Genomic DNA, 22309 nt, shown 5'->3' on the forward strand with positions numbered 1-22309 from the left:
GGCGAACAGGCCAGGCTGCCCGCCGACACCACCCTCCTGCCCGGCATGCCGGTCGAGGCCTTCATCCGAACCGAGGACCGAACCCCCATCGCCTACCTCGTCAAACCCCTCACCGACTACTTCACAAAGGCGTTCCGAGAGTAGGGGTGCGCGCATTGGGGTGTCACCTTAGACGAGTTCAGTTGAAGAGTTCGAAGAGAACTCCCTGTGCCGTAGCGACCGTGTCGGATCGTGGGAGAGCTTTCTGTGCCCGGACAGTTGCCATCCGGTAGCCCGGGTCAGCGGGATGCCGAGCGTCGCGGGTCTGAGGCATGAAATGGGTCGCGTGCGTCGGCTCTGCGGATCGGGCTGCCGGCCAACGCGTCTTCGTCCAGCCTTGCGACACTGGCATCCGGCGGGTGCAGCGCCCCAAGTTCGGCATGATGGGTCGGGAACAGGTGCAACAGCGGCGCCAGAGGACGGCGAGTGAGCGCCGGCCACCACGCACGTGTGGTGGGCTCGACGTCGTGAATTCCCGGGGCAGCAGATCATCGAAGCGCTTCTCGGGATGACCGCCTGCGATGGCTTGGAGGGTGGCCTTGAGATAGGCGACCGTTTCAACGCCGTTGATCTTGGCGGTCTCGATCAGAGACGCGATGCGGCACCAGGGCTTGCCGCCCTCGTCGTCACCGGCGAACAACGCGTTTTTCCTGTTCAGTGCGACCGGCCGGATCGGGTTCTCAACACGACCGTCAGGGATGAAGGTCTGCAGCCCGTCCCGGAGGCGACGGATACAGGCTAGCTTTTCGCCGAGGCTGCACTTTGCCGAGACCCGCTCCCCCCCTGCTTCCGGAGCCATTCGCCGAAGGCCACGACGAGCGGCGCTGTGCGGGCCTCCCAGGCGCCGAGCCTTTGGGCGTTGAGGTACTATACCAACGGCCCCTCTCGGTGACTCTCGCGGGCTTCCCTTCGGTTCAGTGCTGTCAGTCCCTTTCATCGAAGCATGGAGGGTTCGATGGCGGTCGCGATTGCACCAACGGATTTGTCGGCGCGCGCGCTTCGGGTTGCGGCGGCGACGGCGAAGGATGCCAAGGCGGCGCGGCGCATGCCGGCGATCGCATTGGTGCTGGAGGGGGTGGACCGCAAGACGGCGGCCGAGACCTGCGGTATGGACCGGCAGACGCTCCGGGACTGGGTCCACCGCTACAACGCCGACGGGCTGGCGGGGCTGTCTGACCGCCGCTCGACCGGGCCCGCGCCGCGGCTGAGCGCTGAGCAGACGGCAGACCCGGCANACCGGGCCCGCGCCGCGGCTGAGCGCTGAGCAGACGGCAGACCCGGCACGGATGGTGCACGAAGGTCCCGACCCTGCCTTGGACGTGGGTGGTGCGCTGGCGGAGCGGCGACCTTCAGCGCAGGATCGAGATGCGCCTCTCGCGTTGCCACGCACGAGCGCAGGGTGGGCAAGCCGTTGGCCGCGCCCGGATTTCGCCGGCTCTCGGTGCGCCCGCAGCAGCCGAAATCCGACCCCGGGGCCAACAGGCGTTCACAAAAACGTCGCCGCGACCGTAACCGACGCCCTGCCGGAGCACGCCCGGGACAAACCCCTGGAGATGTGGTTTCGCTGCGCGGCCCTGCGGATCGGGATGAGGCACGGGTCGGCCAGCAGGGCAAACTCACTCGCATCCGGGCGCCGCGCGACACCCGCGACACCTGGGCCTACATTGGCCTGTATCTTCGGCGCCGTCTGCGCCCCGACCGCGGAGCCACCGCCGCGCTGCTCATGCCCACGCCCACCTCGCCGAGATCTCCCGCACCGTCGCCGAGGGCGCATATGCCGTTCTGGTGCTCGACGGTGCCGGAGGGCATGGCGCCAAGGCTCTGAAGGTGCCCGACACCATCACCCTGCTGCCGCTCCCGCCCTACGCCCCGGAGTTCAACCCGCTCGAGCACGTCCGGGCCCGCCTGCGCGCCAACCGCCTCGCCATCTCCGTGTTCGAAACCTGCGAGGAGATCGTGGCACGATGCCGCGACGCTTGGAACTTCTTCGCCAACGACATCGCGACCGTGCGCTCGATTACCACCCGAGAATACGCCAAAGCGGTCAAAGGTTAAGGCCGTTGGTATAAGGCCACTCACGTGGCGGTTAGACGCGTCTGACGCGTCGCTTTCGGACAAGCGCCCTTTTCTGCTACAAGGCACAACACCCGCGATATGGGAGCGCGCACATGTTTCTTTCGGTTTTCGACATGTTCAAGGTCGGCATCGGTCCGTCTTCGTCGCACACGATGGGGCCGATGGTTGCCGCCGCGCGTTTCCTCGACCGGATGCGCGCCGAGCCGTTCCATTATTCGGGGCTGCGCGGGGCCCTGCATGGCAGTCTCGCCTTCACCGGTGTCGGCCATGCCAGCGACCGCGCGACGATCCTCGGGCTTGCCGGGTTTCGCCCCGAAACCTATTGCGCCGACGCCGCCGAGGCGGTGCTGGCGCAGATCCGCGACACGCAGACCATTGCGCCGCCGGACCTGCCGGCGATGACATTCCGCCCCAAGAAGGATCTGGTGTTCGATTTCGGTCCCAACCTGCCGGGCCATGCCAATGGCATGGTGCTGATGGCCACCGACGCGGAGGGAGACGTGATCCTGCGCGAGACGTATTATTCCATCGGCGGCGGCTTCGTGATGACCGAGGACGAGCTTGCCGCGGGTCGCAACACCGAAGACGGCGACCCGGTGCCCTATCCCTTCAAGTCCGCGGCCGAGATGCTGAAGATGGCCGAACGCTCGGGCAAGACCATCGCCGAGATGAAGCGCGCCAACGAGATCTCGCGCGGTGGCCACGACACGCTGCGCACCGGCGTGGCACGCATCTGGCGGGTGATGGATGACTGCATCGAGCGCGGGCTGTCCGCCGATGGCACGCTGCCCGGCGGCCTGAACGTGAAGCGCCGCGCCCGCGGCATCCGCGATGCGCTGTTGGCAGAGCGCGGCACGAACCTGCAGGCGCCGCACAAGATCAATGACTGGATGAGCGCCTATGCGATGGCCGTCAACGAGGAGAACGCCGCCGGCGGGCAGGTGGTCACCGCGCCCACCAACGGGGCCGCCGGCGTCGTGCCCGCGGTCATCAAGTACTGGCTGGAGCATGTGCCCGGCGCCCACGAGGCCCGGATCGAGGAATTCCTGCTGACCGCCGCAGCGATCGGTGGGCTGGTCAAGTTCAACGCCTCGATTTCGGGCGCCGAGGCGGGCTGCCAGGCCGAGGTCGGCAGCGCCGCCGCGATGGGGGCCGCTGGGCTGTGCGCCGTGCTGGGCGGCACGCCGGCCCAGATCGAGAACGCCGCCGAGATCGCACTCGAGCATCACCTCGGCATGTCCTGCGACCCGGTGCGCGGCCTCGTGCAGGTGCCCTGCATAGAGCGCAACGGGCTGGGCGCGATCAAGGCCGTCAGCGCCGCGTCGCTCGCCCTGCGCGGCGACGGCACGCACCTGGTGCCGCTCGATGCCTGCATCGAGACGATGCGCCAGACCGGCGCGGACATGAGCGAGAAATACAAGGAAACCTCGCTGGGCGGGCTGGCGGTGAACGTGCCCAACTGCTGAGGCAGCAGCGCCCGGCTGGCGGCAAGGGCGCGCGCGGCGAAGCAATTTCAGGAAAAGGTGACAAGATTTTTCCGTGCGAAATTGCGCAGGACGGCGCATGTCTGGCGGTATCTTGCCGAAAGCCCTGCAACACGTCTTGCTTCGTGAATGTGTCGTTTGACCGGCTCGCAAACTCCGCTACAGTCGCAGTTGTTATAATCAACGCACAGCCAAGGGAGACCTGAGCCAATGCCCGACAAGTTCGAGACCGCGCGCCGCGCATTTCTTCGCAAGATCGCCGCCTTCGGGGCGGCCGTGCCCTTTGCCGGGATCGGCCTGACAGCCGCCGGCCCTGCCTTCGCCCAGGACCAGGCCGAGGACGGGCACGCGCTGGATTACGTCAACGATTTCAACGATGCGACCGATCACGCGCGGTACCGCGAGGGATCGCAATGCTCGAACTGCGTCTTCTGGCAGGGCGGCGATTCCGAGTGGGGCGGCTGCCAGCACCCGCAATTCCGCGATGTGCAGGTCAACGCCAATGGCTGGTGCAGCGCCTACGCGCCAGGAGGCTGAACCGCGTATCGCATTGCAATTCGATGCCTATTCACGGGTGGCGGCTTGTCCTGCCGCCCGTATAGTTGTGGTGGCCTCGGGCCGCGATGCAACAGCCTTGATGCGGGCTGGTGACCCCGGCAGGACTTGAACCTGCAACCTATCCCTTAGGAGGGGATTGCTCTATCCAGTTGAGCCACGGGGCCGCGCGGGGTCTCTTAGCCCGTGCGAAGACATTTGTCATGTGGCGATTTATCCAATATTGCGATGAAGACTGCGGCCTCGCGTGCCTGCGCGTTTGACGCCGCGATCCCGTCGTCAGTTCCGGACCCTCTCATGACCCAAGTCAGACCCCCCTTGACCCTGCGCGATGTCTCCGAAGCTGCGCGGGTGTCGGAAATGACGGTGAGCCGGGTGTTGCGTAACAAGGGCGATGTCTCGGAAGGGACGCGGCAGCGTGTGCTCGAGGCCGCGAAGCGTCTGGGTTACGTGCCCAACAAGATCGCCGGGGCGCTGGCCAGCCAGCGGGTCAACCTCGTGGCGGTGATCATTCCGTCGATGTCCAACATGGTCTTTCCCGAGGTGATGACCGGGATCAGCGAGGTGCTCGAGGAAACCAGCCTGCAACCCGTCGTCGGCCTCACCGGCTACCGCCCCGAGAAAGAGGAAAAGGTCCTTTACGAGATGCTGTCATGGCGCCCCTCGGGGGTGATCATCGCCGGGCTGGAACATTCCGATGCCAGCCGTGCGATGCTGCGCGCCAGCGGCATCCCGGTGGTCGAGATCATGGATGTCGACGGCACGCCGATCGATTCGGTCGTGGGGATCTCGCACAGGCGGGCCGGGCAGCAGATGGCACAGGCGATCATCCGCGCGGGCTATCGCCGGATCGGGTTCTTGGGCACCAAGATGCCGCTCGATCACCGGGCGCGCAAACGTTTCGAGGGATTCACCGAGGCGCTCGCCAAGGCCGGCATCGAGATGGCGAACCACGCGTTCTATTCCGGCGGCTCGGCGCTGCTGAAGGGGCGCGAGATGACGGCGGCCATGCTGCAAGAGACCGAGGATCTGGATTTTCTTTATTATTCCAACGACATGATCGGCGCGGGCGGGTTGCTGTACCTGATGGAGCAGGACGTGGACATCCCCGGCAAGGTCGGACTGGCCGGGTTCAACGGTGTCGAATTGCTGGACGGTCTGCCGATGCAGCTGGCGACGATGGATGCCTGCCGGCTGGAGATCGGCCGCAAGGCCGCCGGACTCATCGCCGCGCGCGCCACCGTCGATGCGGGCGCCGAGGCCGCGCCGGTGCGCATCGCACTTGAGCCGCGGATCACCCTGGGCGACACGCTGCGCCAAACGTGAAACGGGCGCCGCCGGGTACGCGCGCGTTCAGGCGGTGTTAACCGGCTTGCGCGTGTTTTCTTGTTTCACGGGGCGCGCTGTGGTTACGTATGCGCCTGTTATTTGGTGATGCCATGTTTTCCATCTTCGGTCTTCTCGGATTGGCAGCGGTCGGTGCAGCCGCGTTCGTCGGCCTCGACAGTGGGGATGACGACCGCGGCGATGCCGACCGCCATCGCGACGATGCCCCCGAGGAGCCCGGGCATGACGACAGCGCGCCCGACCTCTTCGAGCAGGTGATGGGCGACATGTCGGCCGCGCCCATGATCACGCATGAGGACGTCCCGTCCGACGATTTCTCGTTTGCCGACGCGACCGCGGACGGGGGGCTGACGGACACCGACAGCGCCGCGCCGATGCCGCCTGCGCCGCCCGACGATGACGCGCTCTGGCAGGTGACCGGCGGCAGTGACGCGGCCGATCTCCTCGAAGGCTCCGCCGGCCCTGATCAGATCGGCGGATATGACGGGGATGACCTCATTCGCGGTGGCGGCGGCGACGATGTACTGCACGGCGCGGCGGGCGCGGATGAGATTGCAGGCGGCGACGGCAACGACACGCTGCATGGCGATGGCGGCGACGATGCCCTTGCAGGCGGACGCGGCGACGATCAGCTTTTTGGCCATAACGACGATGACAGCCTGCTCGGCGGCGCGGGCGACGATACCCTGCAGGGCGGCGACGGTGACGATACCCTCGCGGGCGGTGCCGGCGACGATGCGCTGAATGGCGGCCTCGGCGACGACCGGCTGCACGGCGGTCCGGGCCAGGACACGCTGTTCGGCGGGCATGGCGCCGACACGATCATCGGGGTCGGGTTCGACCCCGAGGGCGAGGCGATGGAGGATGCCGAGGGGCGCGATTATCTCAACGGCGGTTCCGGCGAGGACCTGATCCTTGCCGGGCGCGACGATATCGTGACCACCGGCGCCGGCGCGGACAGCGTGATCCTCGGCGACTGGCTCGGGGCCGAACACCAGGCCGAGATCCTGGATTTCGCGCCGGACGAGGATTCGCTTCTGGTGGTCTACGACGATACCGCCGGGGCCGAGCCCGAGGTCACGCTGGAACCCGATGGCGAAAACCCCGATCACCAGCGCCTGCTGCTGAACGGCGAGGCGATCACGCTGATCGCCAATGCCGACGGCCTGACGCTGGATCACGTATCGCTTCTGCCGCAAAGCGGGCTGGCGACGCTAGCGGGGATCTGATCGGATCTTCGCCGGGGCTACCGCGCAGGCGACACGATTCGCGCTTCCAATTTCCCGGAAATTCTTCTACACGCGCGATGTCTCGGCGGGCCCGCTCGACGAGGCCGTACCCGGACCTTGCTGGACGACATCCCGGCTTGCGCCCATGACACCGACTTTCAAAGGAGATCCCGATGTCGATCACCGTCGAAGAAAAGCACCGCCTGATCAAGGAATTCGCGACCAAGGAAGGCGATACCGGCTCGCCCGAGGTGCAGGTCGCGATCCTGACCTCACGGATCAGTACGCTGACAGAACATTTCAAAACCCACAAGAAGGACAACCACGGGCGCCGTGGCCTTCTGATGATGGTCGCGCAGCGCCGCAAGTTGCTCGATTATCTCAAGGGCAAGGACGCGGACCGCTACCGCGACCTCATCAAGCGCCTCGGCATTCGCCGCTAAGACGAAGAACCGCGCCCCGACCGGGCGCGGTTTTCACATGATCCGACGGCCGCCCCGGTCCGGCTTTGCCGGGGCACAAGGCCAAGACCAGAAGCCATGGGGCAATGCGGCCCCGGATGAAAACGGGCCCGACGGGATACGCCCGGACCGGCCAACCTAGGAAACGTGATGTTCAGAGAAACGAAAAAATCGATGCAATGGGGGGAGGACACCCTCACCCTCGAAACCGGCAAGATCGCCCGTCAGGCCGACGGGTCGGTGATTGCCACGCTGGGTGAAACCTCGGTCATGGCCAACGTGACCTTCGCCAAGGAACCCAAGCCGGGAATGGATTTCTTCCCGCTGACCGTTCATTATCAGGAAAAATACTATGCTGCGGGCAAGGTGCCCGGCGGTTTCTTCAAGCGCGAGGCGCGCCCGTCGGAGAAGGAAACGCTGACCGCGCGTCTGATCGACCGTCCGATCCGCCCGCTCTTCGTGCCCGGTTTCAAGAACGAGACGCTGGTGATGTGCACCGTGCTCAGCCACGATCTGGTCAATGATCCCGACATGGTCGCGATGATCGCCACCTCGGCCGCGCTGACCATTTCGGGCGCCCCCTTCATGGGGCCGATCGCCGGCTGCCGCGTGGGCTACGTGGATGGCGACTACGTGCTCAACCCCGAGATCGACGACATGCAGGACCTGCGCAACGATCCTGCGCAGCGGCTCGACCTGATCGTCGCGGGCACCAAGGATGCCGTGATGATGGTCGAATCCGAGGCTTACGAGCTTTCGGAAGACGAGATGCTGGGCGCCGTGACCTTCGCGCATGAGCAGATCAAGCCGGTCTGCGACCTGATCGTCGACCTGGCCGAGGAGTGCGCGAAAGAGCCGTTCGAGTTCACCCCGCCGGATTACTCGGACCTCTACGCGGTGGTCAAATCCGCTGGCGAGGAGCAGATGCGCGCCGCCTTCGCGATCCGCGACAAGCAGGAGCGCACGCACGCCATCTCGGCCGCGAAAGAGGCGATCAAGGCGCAGCTGACCGAAGAGCAACTCGAGGATGCCAACCTTGGCGCGGCGCTCAAGAAGCTGGAATCGACCGTCCTGCGCGGCGATGTCGTCAAGAACGGCAACCGCATCGACGGGCGCCGCCTCGACGAGATCCGGCCCATCCATTGCGAAACCGGCCTGCTACCGCGCACCCACGGCTCGGCGCTGTTCACTCGGGGCGAAACGCAAGGCCTTGTGGTGACCACGCTCGGCACCGGCGATGACGAGCAGTTCGTCGATGCGCTGCACGGCACCTCCAAGCAGAACTTCATGCTGCACTACAACTTCCCGCCCTATTCGGTCGGCGAGGCCGGGCGCGTCGGTCCTCCGGGACGCCGCGAGATCGGCCACGGCAAGCTGGCATGGCGCGCGTTGCAGGCGGTGCTGCCGCCAGCGACGGATTTCCCCTACACCATCCGTCTGGTGTCAGAGATCACCGAATCCAACGGCTCGTCGTCGATGGCCTCGGTCTGCGGCGGGTCGCTGTCGATGATGGATGCGGGCGTGCCGCTCAAGACCTCCGTGGCCGGCGTCGCCATGGGTCTGGTGCTCGAGGATGACGGCGAATTCGCGATCCTGTCGGACATCCTTGGCGACGAGGACCATCTAGGCGACATGGATTTCAAGGTCGCCGGCACTGCCGAGGGCATCACCTCGCTGCAGATGGACATCAAGGTCGCCGGCATCACGCCCGAGATCATGAAACAGGCATTGGCCCAGGCCAAGGACGGGCGCATGCACATCCTCGGAGAGATGGACAAGGCCCTTTCGGGCGCGGCCGATTTCAGCGTCCACGCCCCGCGGATCGAGACCATGCAGATCCCCGTCGACAAGATCCGCGAAGTCATCGGATCTGGCGGCAAGGTGATCCGCGAAATCGTCGAGATGTCGGGCGCCAAGGTCGATGTCAACGACGAGGGCGTGATCAAGATCGCGTCGCCCAATGGCGAGGCCATCAAGAAGGCCTATGACATGATCCACTCGATCGTGGCCGAACCGGAAGAGGGCAAGATCTATGACGGCAAGGTCGTCAAGATCGTCGATTTCGGCGCCTTCGTGAACTTCTTCGGCAAGCGCGACGGGCTGGTGCATGTCAGCCAGATCGAGAACCGCCGCCTGAACCACCCCTCGGATGTGCTCAAGGAAGGGCAGGACGTGAAGGTCAAGCTTCTGGGCTTCGACGATCGCGGCAAGGTGCGCCTCGCGATGAAGATGGTCGACCAGACCACTGGCGAGGAAATCACCGCTGAGCCCGCCGAAGGCTGACCCTTCGACCGCCGCGGCGGCGCGCGGCCCCCAATGGCCGATCTTCGCCCTCTCGTCAGAGGGGGAAGACGCCCGTCGCGCGCCGTTTCTCCATGGCGTCACCCGAAACGCGCCGTGGCGGCCTGCAGGGCTTGCATGAGGCTTGTCTTTCTCATTCCCGACACCCCACAAGCCATGGGGCGGCAGCCTCATGCGCGGCAACCGGCTTTGCGAGATCGTGCAACGCTACTTCGGTGAGAGGTTGGAATACGCGACGATGAAAATGCCCTTGTCCTGGAAAGGCCAGCCGGTGGCAGTCTGCAGGCGCTTCGCCAGATGGCATGCATGGCGACATGTCCGCGTGATGCGATCTATTGCATGACCAAACAGTGCCTCAAGAAGCTTCACCCGCGTGCGGCCGAAATCCTGCATCGGCGTGCGCGCGGCGTCTTGTTCGACCATGTCGATGCGGACATCGCAACGGTTTTCATGCGCCGGGCGGACATTCATCCATGCGCCGGTCAGGCACGAGACGATAATCTGCTGCGGCAACAGCGCCACATTGACCCAGCCTCCGTGGCGCTGTTTTTACACGGGTAGGATCACAGGTTGCAATGCTGCGCCCCGACCACAGGGTAAGCGCATGCGGCATGCTGGGGCGCATTGAAAAATACGCATTTCCCATCCGGCCTGACCGATCAGATCGCGCTCGCCTCCCGCAGCGTCACCCCGTACGCGGACATCCTGCGGCCCTGGACGGAGTGACCACGCTACGGAGCACCTGCCGCTCCGGCCCAGTGTCTCGCCATCTGACCGACGTTCAGTGTCCGGCGCCTCGCGTAGCCCCCTCGCGCAACGCCTCGTCAGACAAACCGCACGGGGCAACCCGCGCGAGATACTCGGGGAAGCTACACCCGCGCCACGCCCGGCGTGCGCTTTCGCCAAGATCACAAACTGCAATCTCGCGCAGTTTCACCACCGGTGTCGCTGCACAGATCGGTGCTCTGCGCTGCGTGGCCGTCCTTCGCGGCGCTGTTGGCCGAGGTGATGTTAGCCTTGCGCTGCCGGTTCATGATCAGCGTGCGGACCGTTCCGCGCTTGGCTGCGGATCCTGAAGAAACGAGAAGAAAATCACGGCAAGTCACATGATTTTAGGTTGGGCCGAGGATACAGTTTCAACGCATCTACCTCTCGGAACAAGGTCCGACGCCGATCACAACTGAGGGGCGAGCTTTCGTGCCGGGGGCAGGATGTTGCCGTCTTGTGCATCGAGACCTTTTTATATATGCGACATCGGGGCGAGTCGCGGCCTTGGGCTATTGTGGCTCAACCCAGGTGGCGATACGCTTTGAATGTGGCGAGAAAGCCGGTTCCGCCGGTCTTTACCTGCCGCGTCCGGTTACGGCGGGTCGGTGCAAGACAGACGTGGAGGATAAGTGCCCCTATAGCTCAGCTGGTAGAGCAACTGATTTGTAGCGTCGCCTCAGGCTCCGACACCGAGGCATGTTGCAGCCCTCGTCGGAAACGTCGAGGTGAACTGGTGTCAAATTCGGGGAAACCTTGGCAGTCCACGCTGTTGGCAATCCCGAGCGAAGCTTTCCAGGGCGATCTGGATCGAACGTGTAGAGACTTGACGGCACCCACCTAAAGCCTTCCGGGGCCATGGTGAAGAGAAAGTCCAGACCACAAAGCGCCATGTGCGTGGCGGCGAAAGTCGTAGTGGTATGAATCAGTAGGTCCGCGGTTCGAGTCCGTGTGGGGGCACCAGTCCATCTGTCAACACATTGGTTTTGCTCCCAGCTTTTAACTGCTGTCAGGAGCCGAAATGATCTTGGGCCCATTCACCTTCGTAAAGACGGGATATTCCACTTCATCCCTCCGGGTCCGGATCATGACGATTGCCGCGGAGTGTGAGGACCGCGACGATGCGGGGGAGCTGCGAGCAGAGGGGGCATCCACGTCATCAACGGAGCATGAGGTCAGTTTTCGCGAACGGCGGCGGGTTTCATAAAAGTGTCATGCAAATGTTGTCCTTGTGTTACCCGCTCTGCCTAAGGACGGGCGTGGTCATCCACCCAAAGACAACAGGAGTTTTCATGTCCTTCACCAAACTTTCCGTTTCGGCACTGGCGCTGGCCGCCATGTCCGCGACGACGGCCGCCGCGCGCGACCAGATCAGCATCGTGGGCTCGTCCACGGTGTTCCCCTACACGCAGGCCGTGGCCGAGCGGTTCGCGAACGCCACCGGTCGTCCCTCGCCCGTCGTCGAATCCACCGGCACCGGTGGCGGCATGCAGATCTTCTGCGAAGGCATCGGCGAAAGCCATCCCGACCTGACCGGCGCGTCGCGCGCCATGAAGGCCTCGGAATGGGCCAAGTGCGAAGAGAACGGCGTTACCGACGTGACCGAGGCGATGATCGGCTTCGACGGTCTGTCGCTCGCCATGTCGCGCGAGTCCGATTTCGAGTGGGATCTCACCCTGTCGGAGATCTACCTGGCGCTGGCCGCCGAGGTGCCGGTCGATGGCGAGTGGGTCGAGAACCCCTACCAGAACTGGTCGGAGATCAACGACACCCTGCCCGACACCGAGATCCTCGTGCTCGGCCCGCCGCCGACCTCGGGCACCCGTGATGCCTTTGTCGAGCTGGCCATGCATGCCGGCTGTGAAGAGCTCGACTATGTCGCCAACGGCGATTTCGACGGTGACTGGGTCGAGCAGAACTGCTCGCGCATGCGCACCGACGGGCAGTTCATCGAGGCCGGCGAGAACGACAACCTGATCGTTCAGCGCCTCGACTCGGACAACAATGCGCTTGGTATCTTCGGCTACTCGTTCCTTTACGAAAACGAGGACAAGCTGATGGGAGTCGAGATCGGCGGCGTCGCGCCGAGCTTCGAGACGATCGGTGACAAGTCCTATCCGATTTCGCGTCCGCTGTTTTTCTACGTCAAGAACGCGCATCGCGGCGTGATACCCGGCTTTGAGGAATTCATCGCCGAGTACATGTCCGAGGACGCGCTGGCGCCCGGCGGCTACCTGTCCGAGCGTGGCCTCGTGCCGCTGTCGGACGACCGCCGCGCCAAGCTTCGGGAGGCAGTCCTCAACGGAAAGTCGATGGAGCCGTTGAACTGAATCCGGGCACAGACCCGACCACCAGCGCCTCCGCCCGTTTGGCGGGGGCGCATGACTTCCATCTGAAGCAGGTCACGCCATGACGCTTATCGCCTTTCTGATCCTGTTCACTGCCGTGGTGATCGGCTACATCCTGAACTTGCGGGCCGCGCGCGCGCTTCGGAATGGCGGCGCGACCATGCATTCCCTGGATGGGTTCCACGGCGGGTATGCGGCCCTGTTGGTGCTTATCCCGACCTTCGGCCTGATTATTCTCTGGCTGCTTTTCCAGGGGGCGGTGATCGAGATGATCGTCCAGGCCGGCCTGCCGGACGATCGGATGCAGGGCCTCGGCACGGGCGAGGTACAGCTCATCATGGCCGAGATCCGCTCGATCGCGGGGGGCAGGATCTTCGGTGATCCGGCGCAATGGAAACTGGACGCCGCCGATCGGCTGATCACGCTGCAGGCGGTGTCCTCGTGGCTATTGCTGGCGCTGACAGCGGCGCTGGCGGCTTACATGCTTTACGTTGCGCGTGGTCGCGTCGCCGCCGATTTCCGGGCGCGGCAGGGGCTCGAGACCATCGTGCACCGGCTGATGCTGGCCTGCGCGACCACGGCGATTTTCGTCACCATCGGGATCGTCGCGTCGCTTCTTTTCGAAACGATCCGGTTCTTCAACATGGTGCCGTTCTGGGAGTTCGTGCTGGGCACGAACTGGGAGCCGCAGATCCCGATTCGCGAGGGTCAGATCGCGGCCGAGGGTGCCTTCGGCATGCTGCCCGTGTTTCTCGGTACGCTCGTCATCGCCACTGTCGCGATGTTCATCGCCACGCCGGTCGGGCTGTTATCGGCGATCTACCTGCACGAGTTCGCCAATCACCGCGTGCGTGCGGTGGTCAAGCCGGTGCTGGAAGTTCTCGCCGGGGTGCCGACCGTGGTCTACGGGTTCTTCGCGATCCTGGTGATCGCGCCGGCCCTGCGCAATATCGGCGGCGATCTCGGCATTCCTGTCGCGCCGAACACCGCGCTTGCGGCGGGCAGTGTCATGGGGATCATGCTGATCCCGTTCATCTCGTCGTTTGCCGATGATGCGCTTGGCGCCGTGCCGCGCAGCCTGCGGGACGGATCGCTCGCGGTCGGCGCCACGCAGGCCGAGACCATGCTCAAGGTGCTGTTTCCGGCCGCGATCCCCGGCATCGTCGGCGGGATCCTCCTGGCGGTCAGCCGGGCCATCGGCGAGACGATGATCGTCGTCATGGCCGCGGGGCTGATCGCGAAGATGACGATCAACCCGCTCGACAGCGTCACGACCGTGACCGTGCAGATCGTCACGCTGCTGATCGGCGACACGGCGTTCGACAGCCCCAAGACGCTTGCGGCCTTCGCGCTCGGGATGGTGCTTTTCGTGATGACGCTGTTCATCAACATCGCCGCGTTGCGCATCGTGCGCAAATACCGTGAAATCTACGACTAGGAGGCGTGTGATGACCGACGCGACTGCGCGAGGCTTCGATTGGGCCTCTTCCGAAAACGACGCGAACCTGCGCAAGCGCAAACGCAGTCAGCTGTGGCTGCAATCGCTTGGCATCGGGGCCATATCCATCGCGTTCGCGATGCTGTTTCTCCTGGTGGGATCGCTGATCTCGACGGGCTATCATGCCTTTACCCAGACCCATCTGGAGCTGGAGGTGACGCTCGATCCCGACCTGATCGACGCCGACAACCCCAATTCCGGGGATTACCGCCAGATCCTGACCGACACGATGCAGGTGCAATTCCCCGACGTTGCCGATGACCGTGCCGAGCTTCGCAAGCTGACCAGCATCCTGTCGAACGGCGCGCAGTTCACGATCCGTGACCGGGTGGTCGCCAACCCTGACCTGATCGGCGAGACGATCACGGTGAAGGTACCAGTGTCCGACGATTACGACCAGCTCAACAAGGGTCTCATCGACCCCGACACGCCCGAGGCCAATCGCCGGCTGAAAGACGACGAGATCGCGGCCTTCAACCAGTTGAACGAGGCCGGCGTGGTCACCAAGCCGTTGAACTGGGCGCTTTTGACCAACGCGGATTCGCGGTTTCCCGAGCAGGCGGGGCTGAAGGGGGCGATCATCGGATCGGCCTATGCGCTGCTCGTCTGCTTTCTTCTATCGTTCCCCGTCGGCATCGGCGCAGCGATCTATCTGGAAGAGTTCGCGCCGAAGAACCGTATCTCGGACCTGATCGAGATCAACATCAACAACCTTGCGGCGGTGCCGTCGGTGGTGTTCGGCCTGCTGGGTCTTGCGGTGTTCATCGGCTGGTTCGGTATGCCGCGTTCGGTCCCCTTCGTGGGTGGCATGACGCTGGCGCTGATGACGCTGCCGACGATCATCATCGCGACGCGCGCGGCGATCAAGGCCGTCCCGCCGTCGATCCGCGAGGCGGCGCTCGGCGTGGGCGCATCCAAGCAGCAGGTGGTGTTCGGTCATGTCCTGCCGCTGGCCATGCCCGGCATCCTGACCGGTACGATCATCGGTCTGGCGCAGGCCCTGGGCGAGACGGCGCCGCTCCTGCTGATCGGGATGAACGCCTTCATCACCTCGGCGCCCGAGACCCCGTTCGACAGCGCCACCGCGCTGCCGACGCAGATCTACATCTGGGCCGACAGCCCCGAGCGCGGGTTCGTCAGCCGCACCTCGGCGGCGATCCTGGTCCTGCTGACCTTCCTCATCACGATGAACGCCATCGCCATTTTCCTGCGCCACAAGTTCGAGCGGAAATGGTAGAAAGGACACCCCATGTATGACGTGAACAAATCGGAGCCTGAATTGGATCAGACCGAAACCAAGATCGCCGCCCGGAAGGTTCAGGTCTTCTACGGCGCAAACCAGGCGATCAAGGATGTCGATATCGATATTCAGGACAAGACCGTGACCTCGTTCATCGGCCCGTCGGGCTGCGGCAAGTCGACCTTCCTGCGCTGCCTGAACCGGATGAACGACACGATAGACATCTGCCGGGTCGAGGGCGAGATCAGGCTTGACGGGCAGGACATCTACGCCCCGTCGGTCGATCCGGTGCAGTTGCGTGCGAAGGTGGGCATGGTGTTCCAGAAGCCCAACCCGTTCCCCAAGTCGATCTACGACAACGTCGCCTATGGCCCGAAGATCCATGGCATGGCCCGCGTCAAGGCTGATCTCGACGCGGTGGTCGAGACCGCGCTGCGCGACGCCGGCCTCTGGGAAGAGGCCAAGGACCGGCTCGACACCCCGGGCACCGGGCTGTCGGGCGGTCAGCAACAGCGGCTCTGCATCGCGCGCGCGGTGGCCACCCGCCCCGAGGTGCTGCTCATGGACGAGCCGTGCTCGGCCCTCGATCCGATCGCCACCGCGCAGGTAGAAGAGCTGATCGACGAGTTGCGCCAGAACTACGCTGTGGTCATCGTGACCCACTCGATGCAGCAGGCCGCGCGGGTCAGCCAGAGGACGGCGTTCTTCCACCTCGGCGATCTGGTGGAATACGGCGATACCGACACCATTTTCACGAACCCGCAGGATCACCGGACGGAAAGCTACGTCACCGGCCGGATCGGGTAAGGAGCAACATGATGACATCGCAACATATCGTTTCCTCGTTCGATACCGATCTCGAGGGTCTTCAGGCGCAACTGATGAAAATGGGCGGCCTCGTGGAGACGGCCATCGGCAATGCGATCAAGGCGCTCGAGACCCGTGACCTGGAGCTTAGCCAGCAGGTGCGCGAGGGCGACAAGGCCATCGACGACATGGATGAGGACATCAAGTCCGAAACCGCGCGCGTCCTGGCGCTGCGCGCTCCCGCAGCGGGCGACCTGCGGACCGTCCTGTCGGTGATGAGCATCAGCACGCACCTCGAGCGCTGCGGCGATTACGCCAAGAACATCGCCAAGCGCACGACCGTCCTCGTCGAATCCAACCCGATCGAGGGCACCGTGCCGGCCCTGCGGCGGATGGTGCGCATGGTCGAGCAGATGCTCTCGGACGCGCTCGACGCCTATATCGCCCGCGACACCGAAAGCGCCGAGGACGTGCGCACGCGCGATCTCGAGGTGGACCAGATGTACAACACGCTCTTCCGGTCGCTGCTGACGCACATGATGGAAGACCCCCGCAACATCACCGCGTGCATGCACCTGCATTTCATCGCCAAGAACATCGAGCGGATGGGCGATCACGCCACCTCGCTGGCCGATCAGACGATCTATCTGGTGACCGGCGACATGCCCGACGAGGACCGTCCCAAGGGTGACACCACCGCCTACAACGCGGCGGGCAGTGAGCTGACATAACGGCAACGGTTCGACCCGTTTCAAGCGGCGCCCCTCGGGCGGGCCGGTGCATCGCGGCCCGGCGCAAGAAGGCCTTGGCGCCGCCCGATGGCGCTTGCCTTTCCGTGTCGTGACCCGGACACTGCGGATATGCACGAGACCGACGCACATCCGACCCTGCGCATCCGCATCGTCTTCGGTGATGACGGCATGATCGGCCCCGGCAAGGCCGAATTGCTGGAGCGCATCGGTCGCTGCGGCTCGATCGCCGCGGCGGGGCGCGAGATGAGCATGAGTTACAAGCGCGCTTGGCAACTGATCGGCACGCTGAACGCGATGTTCCAAGAGCCCGTGGTGGACAGCACCCGCGGCGGTCCCGGCGGCGGCGGTGCCGTGCTGACCGAGACGGGGCGCAAGGTGCTCGACCTCTACCGCGCGTTCGAGGTGGAGGCTACGCAGGCGGGGGCCGGGCAGCTTGAGGCGTTGCGCGCCATGATTCGCGATATTCCCGAAGAAAAATAACGCTTGCCCGCAGAAGGACCTTTCTGCGATATGTTTTTCAGGACATATCAAAGGGACGCGTTTCATGCGCATTCTCCCGTCATTCCGGGCCATCCTTGTGGCGATCCTGGCCGTTTTCGCGCTGGCGCCGCCGCCAACGGCCGCCGCGGACACGGCGCTGGTGGCCGTCGCCGCGAATTTCGCCGAGGCGGCCGAGGCGTTGGTGGCGCCGTTCCAAGAGGCAAGCGGTCACAAGCTGACCCTGACCACCGGCTCGACCGGCAAGCTTTACGCGCAAATCGCCGAGGGCGCGCCCTTCGACGTGATGCTGTCGGCGGATGCCGGGACGCCGGCGAAATTGGTCGATGGCGGACATGCGGTCGCGGGCACCGCCTTCACCTATGCCACCGGCCGGCTGACTCTCTGGAGCAGCGATCCCGGACGCATCGACGATGACGGGCGTGCGGCCCTCGCGGACCCCGCGCTGCGCTTCGTGGCGATCGCCAACCCCGATCTTGCCCCTTACGGCGTCGCCGCGCGCGAGACCCTGCAATCGCTGAGGCTGTGGGAGACGCTGCAACCGAAGATCGTGATGGGGCAGAATGTCGGCCAGACCCATGCCATGGTCGCGACCGGCGCGGCGGAACTCGGCTTCGTGGCGCTTTCGGCGGTCCGAAGCCCGCGCGCACGGATCGAGGGAAGCCGCTGGGACGTCCCGCAGGACCTTTACGCACCGATTCGCCAGGATGCCGTTCTGCTGCGCCACGGCGCCGGCAACGCCGCCGCGACGGCATTCCTCGACTTCCTGCGCAGCGACAAGGCCGCGGCGGTGATCGAGAGCTTCGGCTACGTGGCCGGCGACTGACATGGTGCTGCCGGATCTCGGGCCGCTTCTGCTGACCGTCCGGCTGGCCGCGATCACGACGGTGGTCCTGCTGATCGTCGGCACGCCGCTGGCCTGGTGGCTGGCACATACGCGGTCGCGGATGAAATCCGTGGTCGAGGCGGTCACCGCCCTGCCGCTGGTCCTGCCGCCGACGGTGCTGGGCTTCTACCTGCTGGTCTTTCTCAGCCCGAATTCCACCCTTGGCGGCCTTTGGCTGACGGCGACCGGCACCACGCTGACTTTCTCGTTTCTCGGGCTGATCATCGCCTCGGCCATGTATTCGCTGCCGTTCATGGTCCAGCCGCTTCAGGCCGCGTTCGAGGCGGTGGGGCGTGGCCCGCTCGAGGCCGCGGCAAGCCTGCGCGCCACGCCGCTGGATGCCTTCCTGAGCGTGGCCACGCCGATGGCGGTGCGCGGCTACCTGACGGCGATCGTCCTGACCTTCGCCCATACGATCGGGGAATTCGGCGTGGTGCTGATGGTCGGCGGCAACATTCCGGGCCGCACCAAGGTCGTGTCGATCCAGATCTACGAAGAGGTCGAGACGATCAACTACGCTGCCGCCCATAGTTTGGCGGCGATCCTTCTGGCGTTTTCCTTCATCGTACTTCTGGCGGTCTACACGTTCAACCGCCGGTTTCCAGTGCATCCGGGGTAGATCATGCGTGCGCTTTCCGTCGATGTGCGGGTCAGCTACCCGGAATTCGAACTTGCGGTGACGCAGGCCTTTCCCGGCACCGGGATCAGCGGGCTTTTCGGCCCCTCGGGCTGTGGCAAATCCACGCTGCTGCGCGTCATCGCGGGGTTCGAGCGGTCCGCCACCGGCCGCGTCAGTTTCGGCGACGAGGTCTGGCTAAACGGTCGGTCGCGGGTCGCGCCGCATCTGCGCGGGGTGGGCCATGTCTTCCAGGACGCGCGGCTCTTTCCGCATCTCAGCGCGCGCGGCAATCTCGATTATGCAGATAAGCGCGCGGGCAGGGTGCCGGCGCGCTATTCCTTCGACGATGTCGTGAACGTGCTGGATCTTGCGCCTTTGTTCGCGCGCCGGGCGCATCAGTTGTCAGGCGGCGAACGCCAGCGCGTGGCCATCGGGCGCACGCTTCTGGCGCGGCCGCGGCTCTTGTTGATGGACGAGCCGCTCGCGGCACTCGACACCCGCCGCAAGGGCGAGATCCTGCCCTATATCGCGCGCCTGCCGACGGCGTTCGGGATTCCGATCATCTACGTCACCCACGCGCTGGAAGAGGTGACGCAGCTTTGCGACCGGATCGTCGCGCTGTCGGACGGTCGCGTGGTGGCGGCCGGCGGCGTGGCCGAAACGCTCGAACGTCTGGATCTCGCGGATGTGCAGGGCCGGTTCGAGGCGGGCTCGGTGCTGACCGGCCATGTCGCGGGGCAGGACACCGCGCTGCACCTGACGCGCGTCGATCTGGGCGTGGCCGCGCTCGAGGTGCCGCAAATCGGTCTCGACACTGGAGCCGAGCTGCGTCTGCGCGTGCGGGCGCGCGACGTGTCGCTGGCGCGCACCCGGCCCGACGGGCTGAGCATCCGCAACGTCCTGCCGGCACATGTGCTGCGCATCGCGCCAGAGCCGGAGACGGCCTTTGCCGAGGTGCTGCTCGATCTCGGCGGGCAGCACCTGCGCGCGCGCATCACCCGGGCCGCGGTTCAGGACCTGGGTCTTGTCAAGGGGGCGCCGACCTTCGCGCTGATCAAGTCGGTCGCGTTCGATCGCCAAGCGCTGCCAAGGGTCATGCCACCGCTCGGCGGATAAGGGACGGCGCCCGACGACGCGGACGCGGCGTCCGAAAAACGCCTACACCGGCGTCGCGTGCTCAGCCTTCGCCTTGGACGCGGTCTGACCCTTTGCCTTGGTCGTCGTGGCCTGCGCGGTGTCTTTCGGCGTCGCCGCGGTGTCTTGAGGCTGTGGCAGTTGCGCCGCATGGGTGCAGATCTCGACCCATTCCTGCAGGTCCGCGTTCAGGCGCTTGAAAGATCCGCGCTGCCATTCGGTGATCGCCCGCATGGCGGCCATCGGATCGCTGCCACTGGTCGAACCTATCTCGCGCAGTGCCTCGAGCCCCGTTTCGGCGGCGTCCTGCCGGCGTTCCAGCCAGTGCCGGGCGAATGTCTCTGTCTGCCGGAACATCTCTTGCTGCAGTTCCATCATTCGCGCGACCTGCGGGGCGCCCGCGCCGTCCACATTGAAAAGCGACTGCATCCGGCGCGCCAGATCCGTCATGTCCGTCTGTACCTGATCTCTCGCCATTTGCGTGCTCCCTTTTCCCTGAATCGGTTTGCGACTGCCCGAACGTTAACCAGCAGGGCGCGGGTGTCGGCATTAACCCTCATCAATCCGGCCCCGCAGGGTTGCAGGTCAGGTATGAAATAATCAGGTATCATGATATTAACGATTAAGGGGAATGTGGGGTTTCAACCGTGCCAGTGGCCGAACGGTGTGGGGTCAGGAACCTCGAAGCGTCATGGTCGCGTCCGAAAGACGATTGGAAAAAGGTTTGGACACCAGAACCTACAGAAATGAGGCGACGCGCAGACCCGGGTCGGTCTTCGAGGAGCTGTTCGGGCAAGACACGCGGGTCGTCCCAAAGGGCAAGATCCTGCGCAGCGAAGGCGACGAATCGCGCAAGCGATTCTATGTCTCGAAAGGATGGCTGGCGGTCTCCAAGTCACTGCAGGACGGCGATCAGCAGATCCTCGAATTCATCCTGCCCGGTGAAACCTACGACCCGACCGGGGCCGACGGCCATACAAGCTTCGTCGAGATCGAGGCGCTTTGCGATTCGCGGATCATCGCCATCGACCGCACCGTCTGGGCGCGCCTGCTGCGCGAGGATCCCGATCTGTGGGAGGCCGAGCGCCTGCGCGACATCGCGGCACAGGCCCGCGCGTCGGAACGCATGCTGCGGCTGGGCAAGTCCTGCGCCGAAACCCGGATCGCCTATGTGCTGATCGAGCTTTGCCTGCGGCTTTCGGCTTGCGCGCCGGCGGGCGATTGCGCGTTCCACGTCCCGCTCGGCCAGCAGCAGCTGGGCGATTTTATCGGTCTTTCGTCGGTCCATGTCTGCCGGACGCTGCGGCGCCTGTCGCGGCAGGGGATCATCAGCACCGGCGACCACATGGATATCGAGATCCACGATCTCGCGGCGCTCACGGACCTGGCGGGCGTCGATCTTGCGGACCTTCGCACCGAGATCATTCCCGGCGCGGCGTGACCACCGGGGTCAGCCCCGCACGTCGCGCGCGCGCTTCTCGCTGATCTCGCCCATGGCCTGTCCCGCAACTTCTTCCGAGACATGTTCGGCGATGTCGCATACCGACAGAACCCCGACCGGCCCGCCCGATCGGTCGATGACCAGAAGGCGTCTCACACGCCGCTCGCCCATCACGGCTGCGGCCGCCACCACCTCCTGATCCGCGAAACAGGTGAGGATCTCGCGGGACATGATATCGCCGACAGGTGTGCCGGGGCCAAGCGCACAGCCCGGCGCGGCGAGCGCGCGCAGGACGATGTCGCGGTCCGTGAGGATTCCCACGGCCCGCTGCGGCCGCAACACCGGCAACGCGCCCACGTTATGGGCGCGCATGTATTCTGCAGCCTCGCGGATCGTGGTCTCGGGCGTCGCGCTGATCACCGGGGAGGACATGAATTTTCCGACAAGCATGACCGTGTCGCCGCTTTCGACTTCCTGTATTCCAAGCAGAACATAGCAGCGGCCGAAACGGAATCCATTAATCCCAGTCAATGCGCAGGGCACCTTCCGCTGGCAAGACGAAGCGCTCACAAGGAGAAAGCCGATGCCGCGCCGCTCGCCGTCAAGCCAAAACCCGAAACATTCCCTGTCGATGGATGACGCGTATAGAATCATCGAGGTGCTTGGCCCGATGCCGGAGGAGGTGCTGGCCGCAATGGTCGATTACGGGCTGAGCGATAGTGAAATCGGCCGTTATTTCGGCCTGTCGCGTGAGGTGGTCACGACCTTGCGAACGCATTGGCGGATACGCGGCACGCCCTAGACGGTGCCCCGGCCGCAGGGGGTCGGG

At 64.9% G+C, this 22309-nt stretch carries 20 protein-coding genes, 1 tRNA gene and 3 pseudogenes; 19 read left to right on the top strand and 5 right to left on the bottom strand.

The features are described 5' to 3' along the window. Window positions 1-144 (top strand): annotated as a pseudogene (locus V8324_RS12300) (HlyD family type I secretion periplasmic adaptor subunit); the annotation flags it as partial. A gap of 352 nt (window positions 145-496) precedes the next feature. On the opposite strand, the pseudogene V8324_RS22410 reads toward V8324_RS12300, so the two are convergent. Further along, a pseudogene (locus V8324_RS22410) lies at window positions 497-894 on the bottom strand (transposase domain-containing protein); the annotation flags it as partial. A 100-nt stretch (window positions 895-994) separates the two neighbouring features. Between V8324_RS22410 and V8324_RS12310 the strand changes: the two are divergent. The 3 genes and pseudogenes from V8324_RS12310 to V8324_RS12320 all read left to right on the top strand — a co-directional run bounded on the left by V8324_RS12310 (window position 995) and on the right by V8324_RS12320 (window position 4136). Continuing rightward, window positions 995-2094: pseudogene (locus V8324_RS12310) on the top strand (IS630 family transposase). Window positions 2095-2207: 113 nt separating this feature from the next. Further along, window positions 2208-3581 carry an L-serine ammonia-lyase gene (locus tag V8324_RS12315; protein WP_336420225.1) on the top strand — a complete coding sequence of 458 codons (1374 nt, stop codon included), beginning with the start codon at window positions 2208-2210 and terminating at the stop codon, window positions 3579-3581. A 228-nt stretch (window positions 3582-3809) separates the two neighbouring features. After that, complete coding sequence (locus V8324_RS12320; RefSeq protein ID WP_336420226.1) at window positions 3810-4136, top strand: high-potential iron-sulfur protein; 327 nt, start codon at window positions 3810-3812, stop codon at window positions 4134-4136. 108 nt (window positions 4137-4244) lie between these two features. Here the strand turns inward: V8324_RS12320 and V8324_RS12325 are convergent. After that, a tRNA-Arg gene (locus V8324_RS12325) sits at window positions 4245-4321 on the bottom strand. A gap of 130 nt (window positions 4322-4451) precedes the next feature. Between V8324_RS12325 and V8324_RS12330 the strand changes: the two genes are divergently transcribed. The 4 genes from V8324_RS12330 (at window position 4452) to pnp (ending at window position 9474) form a co-directional block, all read left to right on the top strand. Beyond that, window positions 4452-5480 (top strand): LacI family DNA-binding transcriptional regulator, encoded by a 1029-nt coding sequence (locus tag V8324_RS12330; RefSeq protein WP_336420227.1) that lies wholly within the window; start codon window positions 4452-4454, stop codon window positions 5478-5480. A 113-nt stretch (window positions 5481-5593) separates the two neighbouring features. Next, a complete protein-coding gene (locus V8324_RS12335; RefSeq protein WP_336420228.1) occupies window positions 5594-6730 on the top strand; it encodes a calcium-binding protein in 1137 nt (378 codons plus the stop codon). A 173-nt stretch (window positions 6731-6903) separates the two neighbouring features. Next, window positions 6904-7173, top strand: coding sequence for a 30S ribosomal protein S15 (gene rpsO / locus V8324_RS12340; protein ID WP_336420229.1), 270 nt, complete (start codon window positions 6904-6906; stop codon window positions 7171-7173). A 168-nt stretch (window positions 7174-7341) separates the two neighbouring features. Beyond that, window positions 7342-9474 (top strand): polyribonucleotide nucleotidyltransferase, encoded by a 2133-nt coding sequence (gene pnp, locus V8324_RS12345; RefSeq protein ID WP_336420230.1) that lies wholly within the window; start codon window positions 7342-7344, stop codon window positions 9472-9474. 225 nt (window positions 9475-9699) lie between these two features. Here the strand turns inward: pnp and V8324_RS12350 are convergent, their stop codons facing one another. Continuing rightward, window positions 9700-10014 carry a hypothetical protein gene (locus V8324_RS12350; protein ID WP_336420231.1) on the bottom strand — a complete coding sequence of 105 codons (315 nt, stop codon included), beginning with the start codon at window positions 10012-10014 and terminating at the stop codon, window positions 9700-9702. Between the two features lie 1535 nt (window positions 10015-11549). Between V8324_RS12350 and V8324_RS12355 the strand changes: the two genes are divergently transcribed. The 9 genes from V8324_RS12355 to modC all read left to right on the top strand — a co-directional run bounded on the left by V8324_RS12355 (window position 11550) and on the right by modC (window position 20021). Continuing rightward, window positions 11550-12587 carry a substrate-binding domain-containing protein gene (locus tag V8324_RS12355; protein WP_336420232.1) on the top strand — a complete coding sequence of 346 codons (1038 nt, stop codon included), beginning with the start codon at window positions 11550-11552 and terminating at the stop codon, window positions 12585-12587. 79 nt (window positions 12588-12666) lie between these two features. After that, on the top strand, window positions 12667-14043 hold the full coding sequence (gene pstC, locus V8324_RS12360) for a phosphate ABC transporter permease subunit PstC (protein ID WP_336420233.1): 1377 nt from the start codon (window positions 12667-12669) through the stop codon (window positions 14041-14043). Between the two features lie 10 nt (window positions 14044-14053). Next, window positions 14054-15340, top strand: a complete 1287-nt coding sequence (pstA, locus tag V8324_RS12365) for a phosphate ABC transporter permease PstA (protein ID WP_336420234.1) — start codon at window positions 14054-14056, stop codon at window positions 15338-15340. A gap of 12 nt (window positions 15341-15352) precedes the next feature. After that, window positions 15353-16150 (top strand): phosphate ABC transporter ATP-binding protein PstB, encoded by a 798-nt coding sequence (pstB, locus tag V8324_RS12370; protein WP_336420235.1) that lies wholly within the window; start codon window positions 15353-15355, stop codon window positions 16148-16150. Window positions 16151-16161: 11 nt separating this feature from the next. Next, the gene (gene phoU / locus V8324_RS12375) at window positions 16162-16881 is read left to right on the top strand and encodes a phosphate signaling complex protein PhoU (protein WP_336420236.1); all 720 of its coding nucleotides are present in this window, start codon (window positions 16162-16164) and stop codon (window positions 16879-16881) included. Between the two features lie 129 nt (window positions 16882-17010). Continuing rightward, entirely contained in the window at window positions 17011-17382 is a 372-nt protein-coding gene (locus V8324_RS12380; protein ID WP_336420237.1) for a winged helix-turn-helix domain-containing protein, read from the top strand. 64 nt (window positions 17383-17446) lie between these two features. Then, the gene (gene modA / locus V8324_RS12385) at window positions 17447-18226 is read left to right on the top strand and encodes a molybdate ABC transporter substrate-binding protein (RefSeq protein WP_336420238.1); all 780 of its coding nucleotides are present in this window, start codon (window positions 17447-17449) and stop codon (window positions 18224-18226) included. A gap of 1 nt (window position 18227) precedes the next feature. Beyond that, a complete protein-coding gene (modB, locus tag V8324_RS12390) occupies window positions 18228-18905 on the top strand; it encodes a molybdate ABC transporter permease subunit (RefSeq protein ID WP_336420239.1) in 678 nt (225 codons plus the stop codon). Window positions 18906-18908: 3 nt separating this feature from the next. Beyond that, complete coding sequence (gene modC, locus V8324_RS12395; protein WP_336420240.1) at window positions 18909-20021, top strand: molybdenum ABC transporter ATP-binding protein; 1113 nt, start codon at window positions 18909-18911, stop codon at window positions 20019-20021. A gap of 42 nt (window positions 20022-20063) precedes the next feature. Here the strand turns inward: modC and V8324_RS12400 are convergent, their stop codons facing one another. Continuing rightward, window positions 20064-20516, bottom strand: a complete 453-nt coding sequence (locus tag V8324_RS12400; RefSeq protein WP_336420241.1) for a phasin family protein — start codon at window positions 20514-20516, stop codon at window positions 20064-20066. 247 nt (window positions 20517-20763) lie between these two features. On the opposite strand from V8324_RS12400, the gene V8324_RS12405 reads away from it, so the two are divergent. Next, a complete protein-coding gene (locus tag V8324_RS12405) occupies window positions 20764-21480 on the top strand; it encodes a Crp/Fnr family transcriptional regulator (RefSeq protein WP_336420242.1) in 717 nt (238 codons plus the stop codon). 9 nt (window positions 21481-21489) lie between these two features. On the opposite strand, the gene V8324_RS12410 is transcribed toward V8324_RS12405, so the two are convergent. After that, window positions 21490-21930 (bottom strand): CBS domain-containing protein, encoded by a 441-nt coding sequence (locus V8324_RS12410; protein ID WP_336420243.1) that lies wholly within the window; start codon window positions 21928-21930, stop codon window positions 21490-21492. A 133-nt stretch (window positions 21931-22063) separates the two neighbouring features. Between V8324_RS12410 and V8324_RS12415 the strand changes: the two genes are divergently transcribed. After that, window positions 22064-22282 carry a hypothetical protein gene (locus V8324_RS12415; RefSeq protein ID WP_336420244.1) on the top strand — a complete coding sequence of 73 codons (219 nt, stop codon included), beginning with the start codon at window positions 22064-22066 and terminating at the stop codon, window positions 22280-22282. Window positions 22283-22309: the final 27 nt, after the last annotated feature.

Origin of the sequence: Roseovarius sp. D22-M7, from assembly GCF_037083785.1 — a bacterium.
In the GTDB taxonomy this organism is placed as follows: Bacteria; Pseudomonadota; Alphaproteobacteria; order Rhodobacterales; family Rhodobacteraceae; genus Roseovarius.

Excerpts from the sequence above, each read along its gene's own strand:
- V8324_RS12315 (WP_336420225.1), top strand. The coding sequence starts at position 2,208 with ATGTTTCTTTCGGTTTTCGACATGTTCAAGGTCGGCATCGGTCCGTCT.
- V8324_RS12320 (WP_336420226.1), top strand. The coding sequence starts at position 3,810 with ATGCCCGACAAGTTCGAGACCGCGCGCCGCGCATTTCTTCGCAAGATC.
- V8324_RS12330 (WP_336420227.1), top strand. The coding sequence starts at position 4,452 with ATGACCCAAGTCAGACCCCCCTTGACCCTGCGCGATGTCTCCGAAGCT.
- V8324_RS12335 (WP_336420228.1), top strand. The coding sequence starts at position 5,594 with ATGTTTTCCATCTTCGGTCTTCTCGGATTGGCAGCGGTCGGTGCAGCC.
- rpsO (WP_336420229.1), top strand. The coding sequence starts at position 6,904 with ATGTCGATCACCGTCGAAGAAAAGCACCGCCTGATCAAGGAATTCGCG.
- pnp (WP_336420230.1), top strand. The coding sequence starts at position 7,342 with ATGTTCAGAGAAACGAAAAAATCGATGCAATGGGGGGAGGACACCCTC.
- V8324_RS12355 (WP_336420232.1), top strand. The coding sequence starts at position 11,550 with ATGTCCTTCACCAAACTTTCCGTTTCGGCACTGGCGCTGGCCGCCATG.
- pstC (WP_336420233.1), top strand. The coding sequence starts at position 12,667 with ATGACGCTTATCGCCTTTCTGATCCTGTTCACTGCCGTGGTGATCGGC.
- pstA (WP_336420234.1), top strand. The coding sequence starts at position 14,054 with ATGACCGACGCGACTGCGCGAGGCTTCGATTGGGCCTCTTCCGAAAAC.
- pstB (WP_336420235.1), top strand. The coding sequence starts at position 15,353 with ATGTATGACGTGAACAAATCGGAGCCTGAATTGGATCAGACCGAAACC.
- phoU (WP_336420236.1), top strand. The coding sequence starts at position 16,162 with ATGACATCGCAACATATCGTTTCCTCGTTCGATACCGATCTCGAGGGT.
- V8324_RS12380 (WP_336420237.1), top strand. The coding sequence starts at position 17,011 with ATGCACGAGACCGACGCACATCCGACCCTGCGCATCCGCATCGTCTTC.
- modA (WP_336420238.1), top strand. The coding sequence starts at position 17,447 with ATGCGCATTCTCCCGTCATTCCGGGCCATCCTTGTGGCGATCCTGGCC.
- modB (WP_336420239.1), top strand. The coding sequence starts at position 18,228 with ATGGTGCTGCCGGATCTCGGGCCGCTTCTGCTGACCGTCCGGCTGGCC.
- modC (WP_336420240.1), top strand. The coding sequence starts at position 18,909 with ATGCGTGCGCTTTCCGTCGATGTGCGGGTCAGCTACCCGGAATTCGAA.
- V8324_RS12400 (WP_336420241.1), bottom strand. The coding sequence starts at position 20,516 with ATGGCGAGAGATCAGGTACAGACGGACATGACGGATCTGGCGCGCCGG.
- V8324_RS12410 (WP_336420243.1), bottom strand. The coding sequence starts at position 21,930 with ATGCTTGTCGGAAAATTCATGTCCTCCCCGGTGATCAGCGCGACGCCC.
- V8324_RS12415 (WP_336420244.1), top strand. The coding sequence starts at position 22,064 with ATGCCGCGCCGCTCGCCGTCAAGCCAAAACCCGAAACATTCCCTGTCG.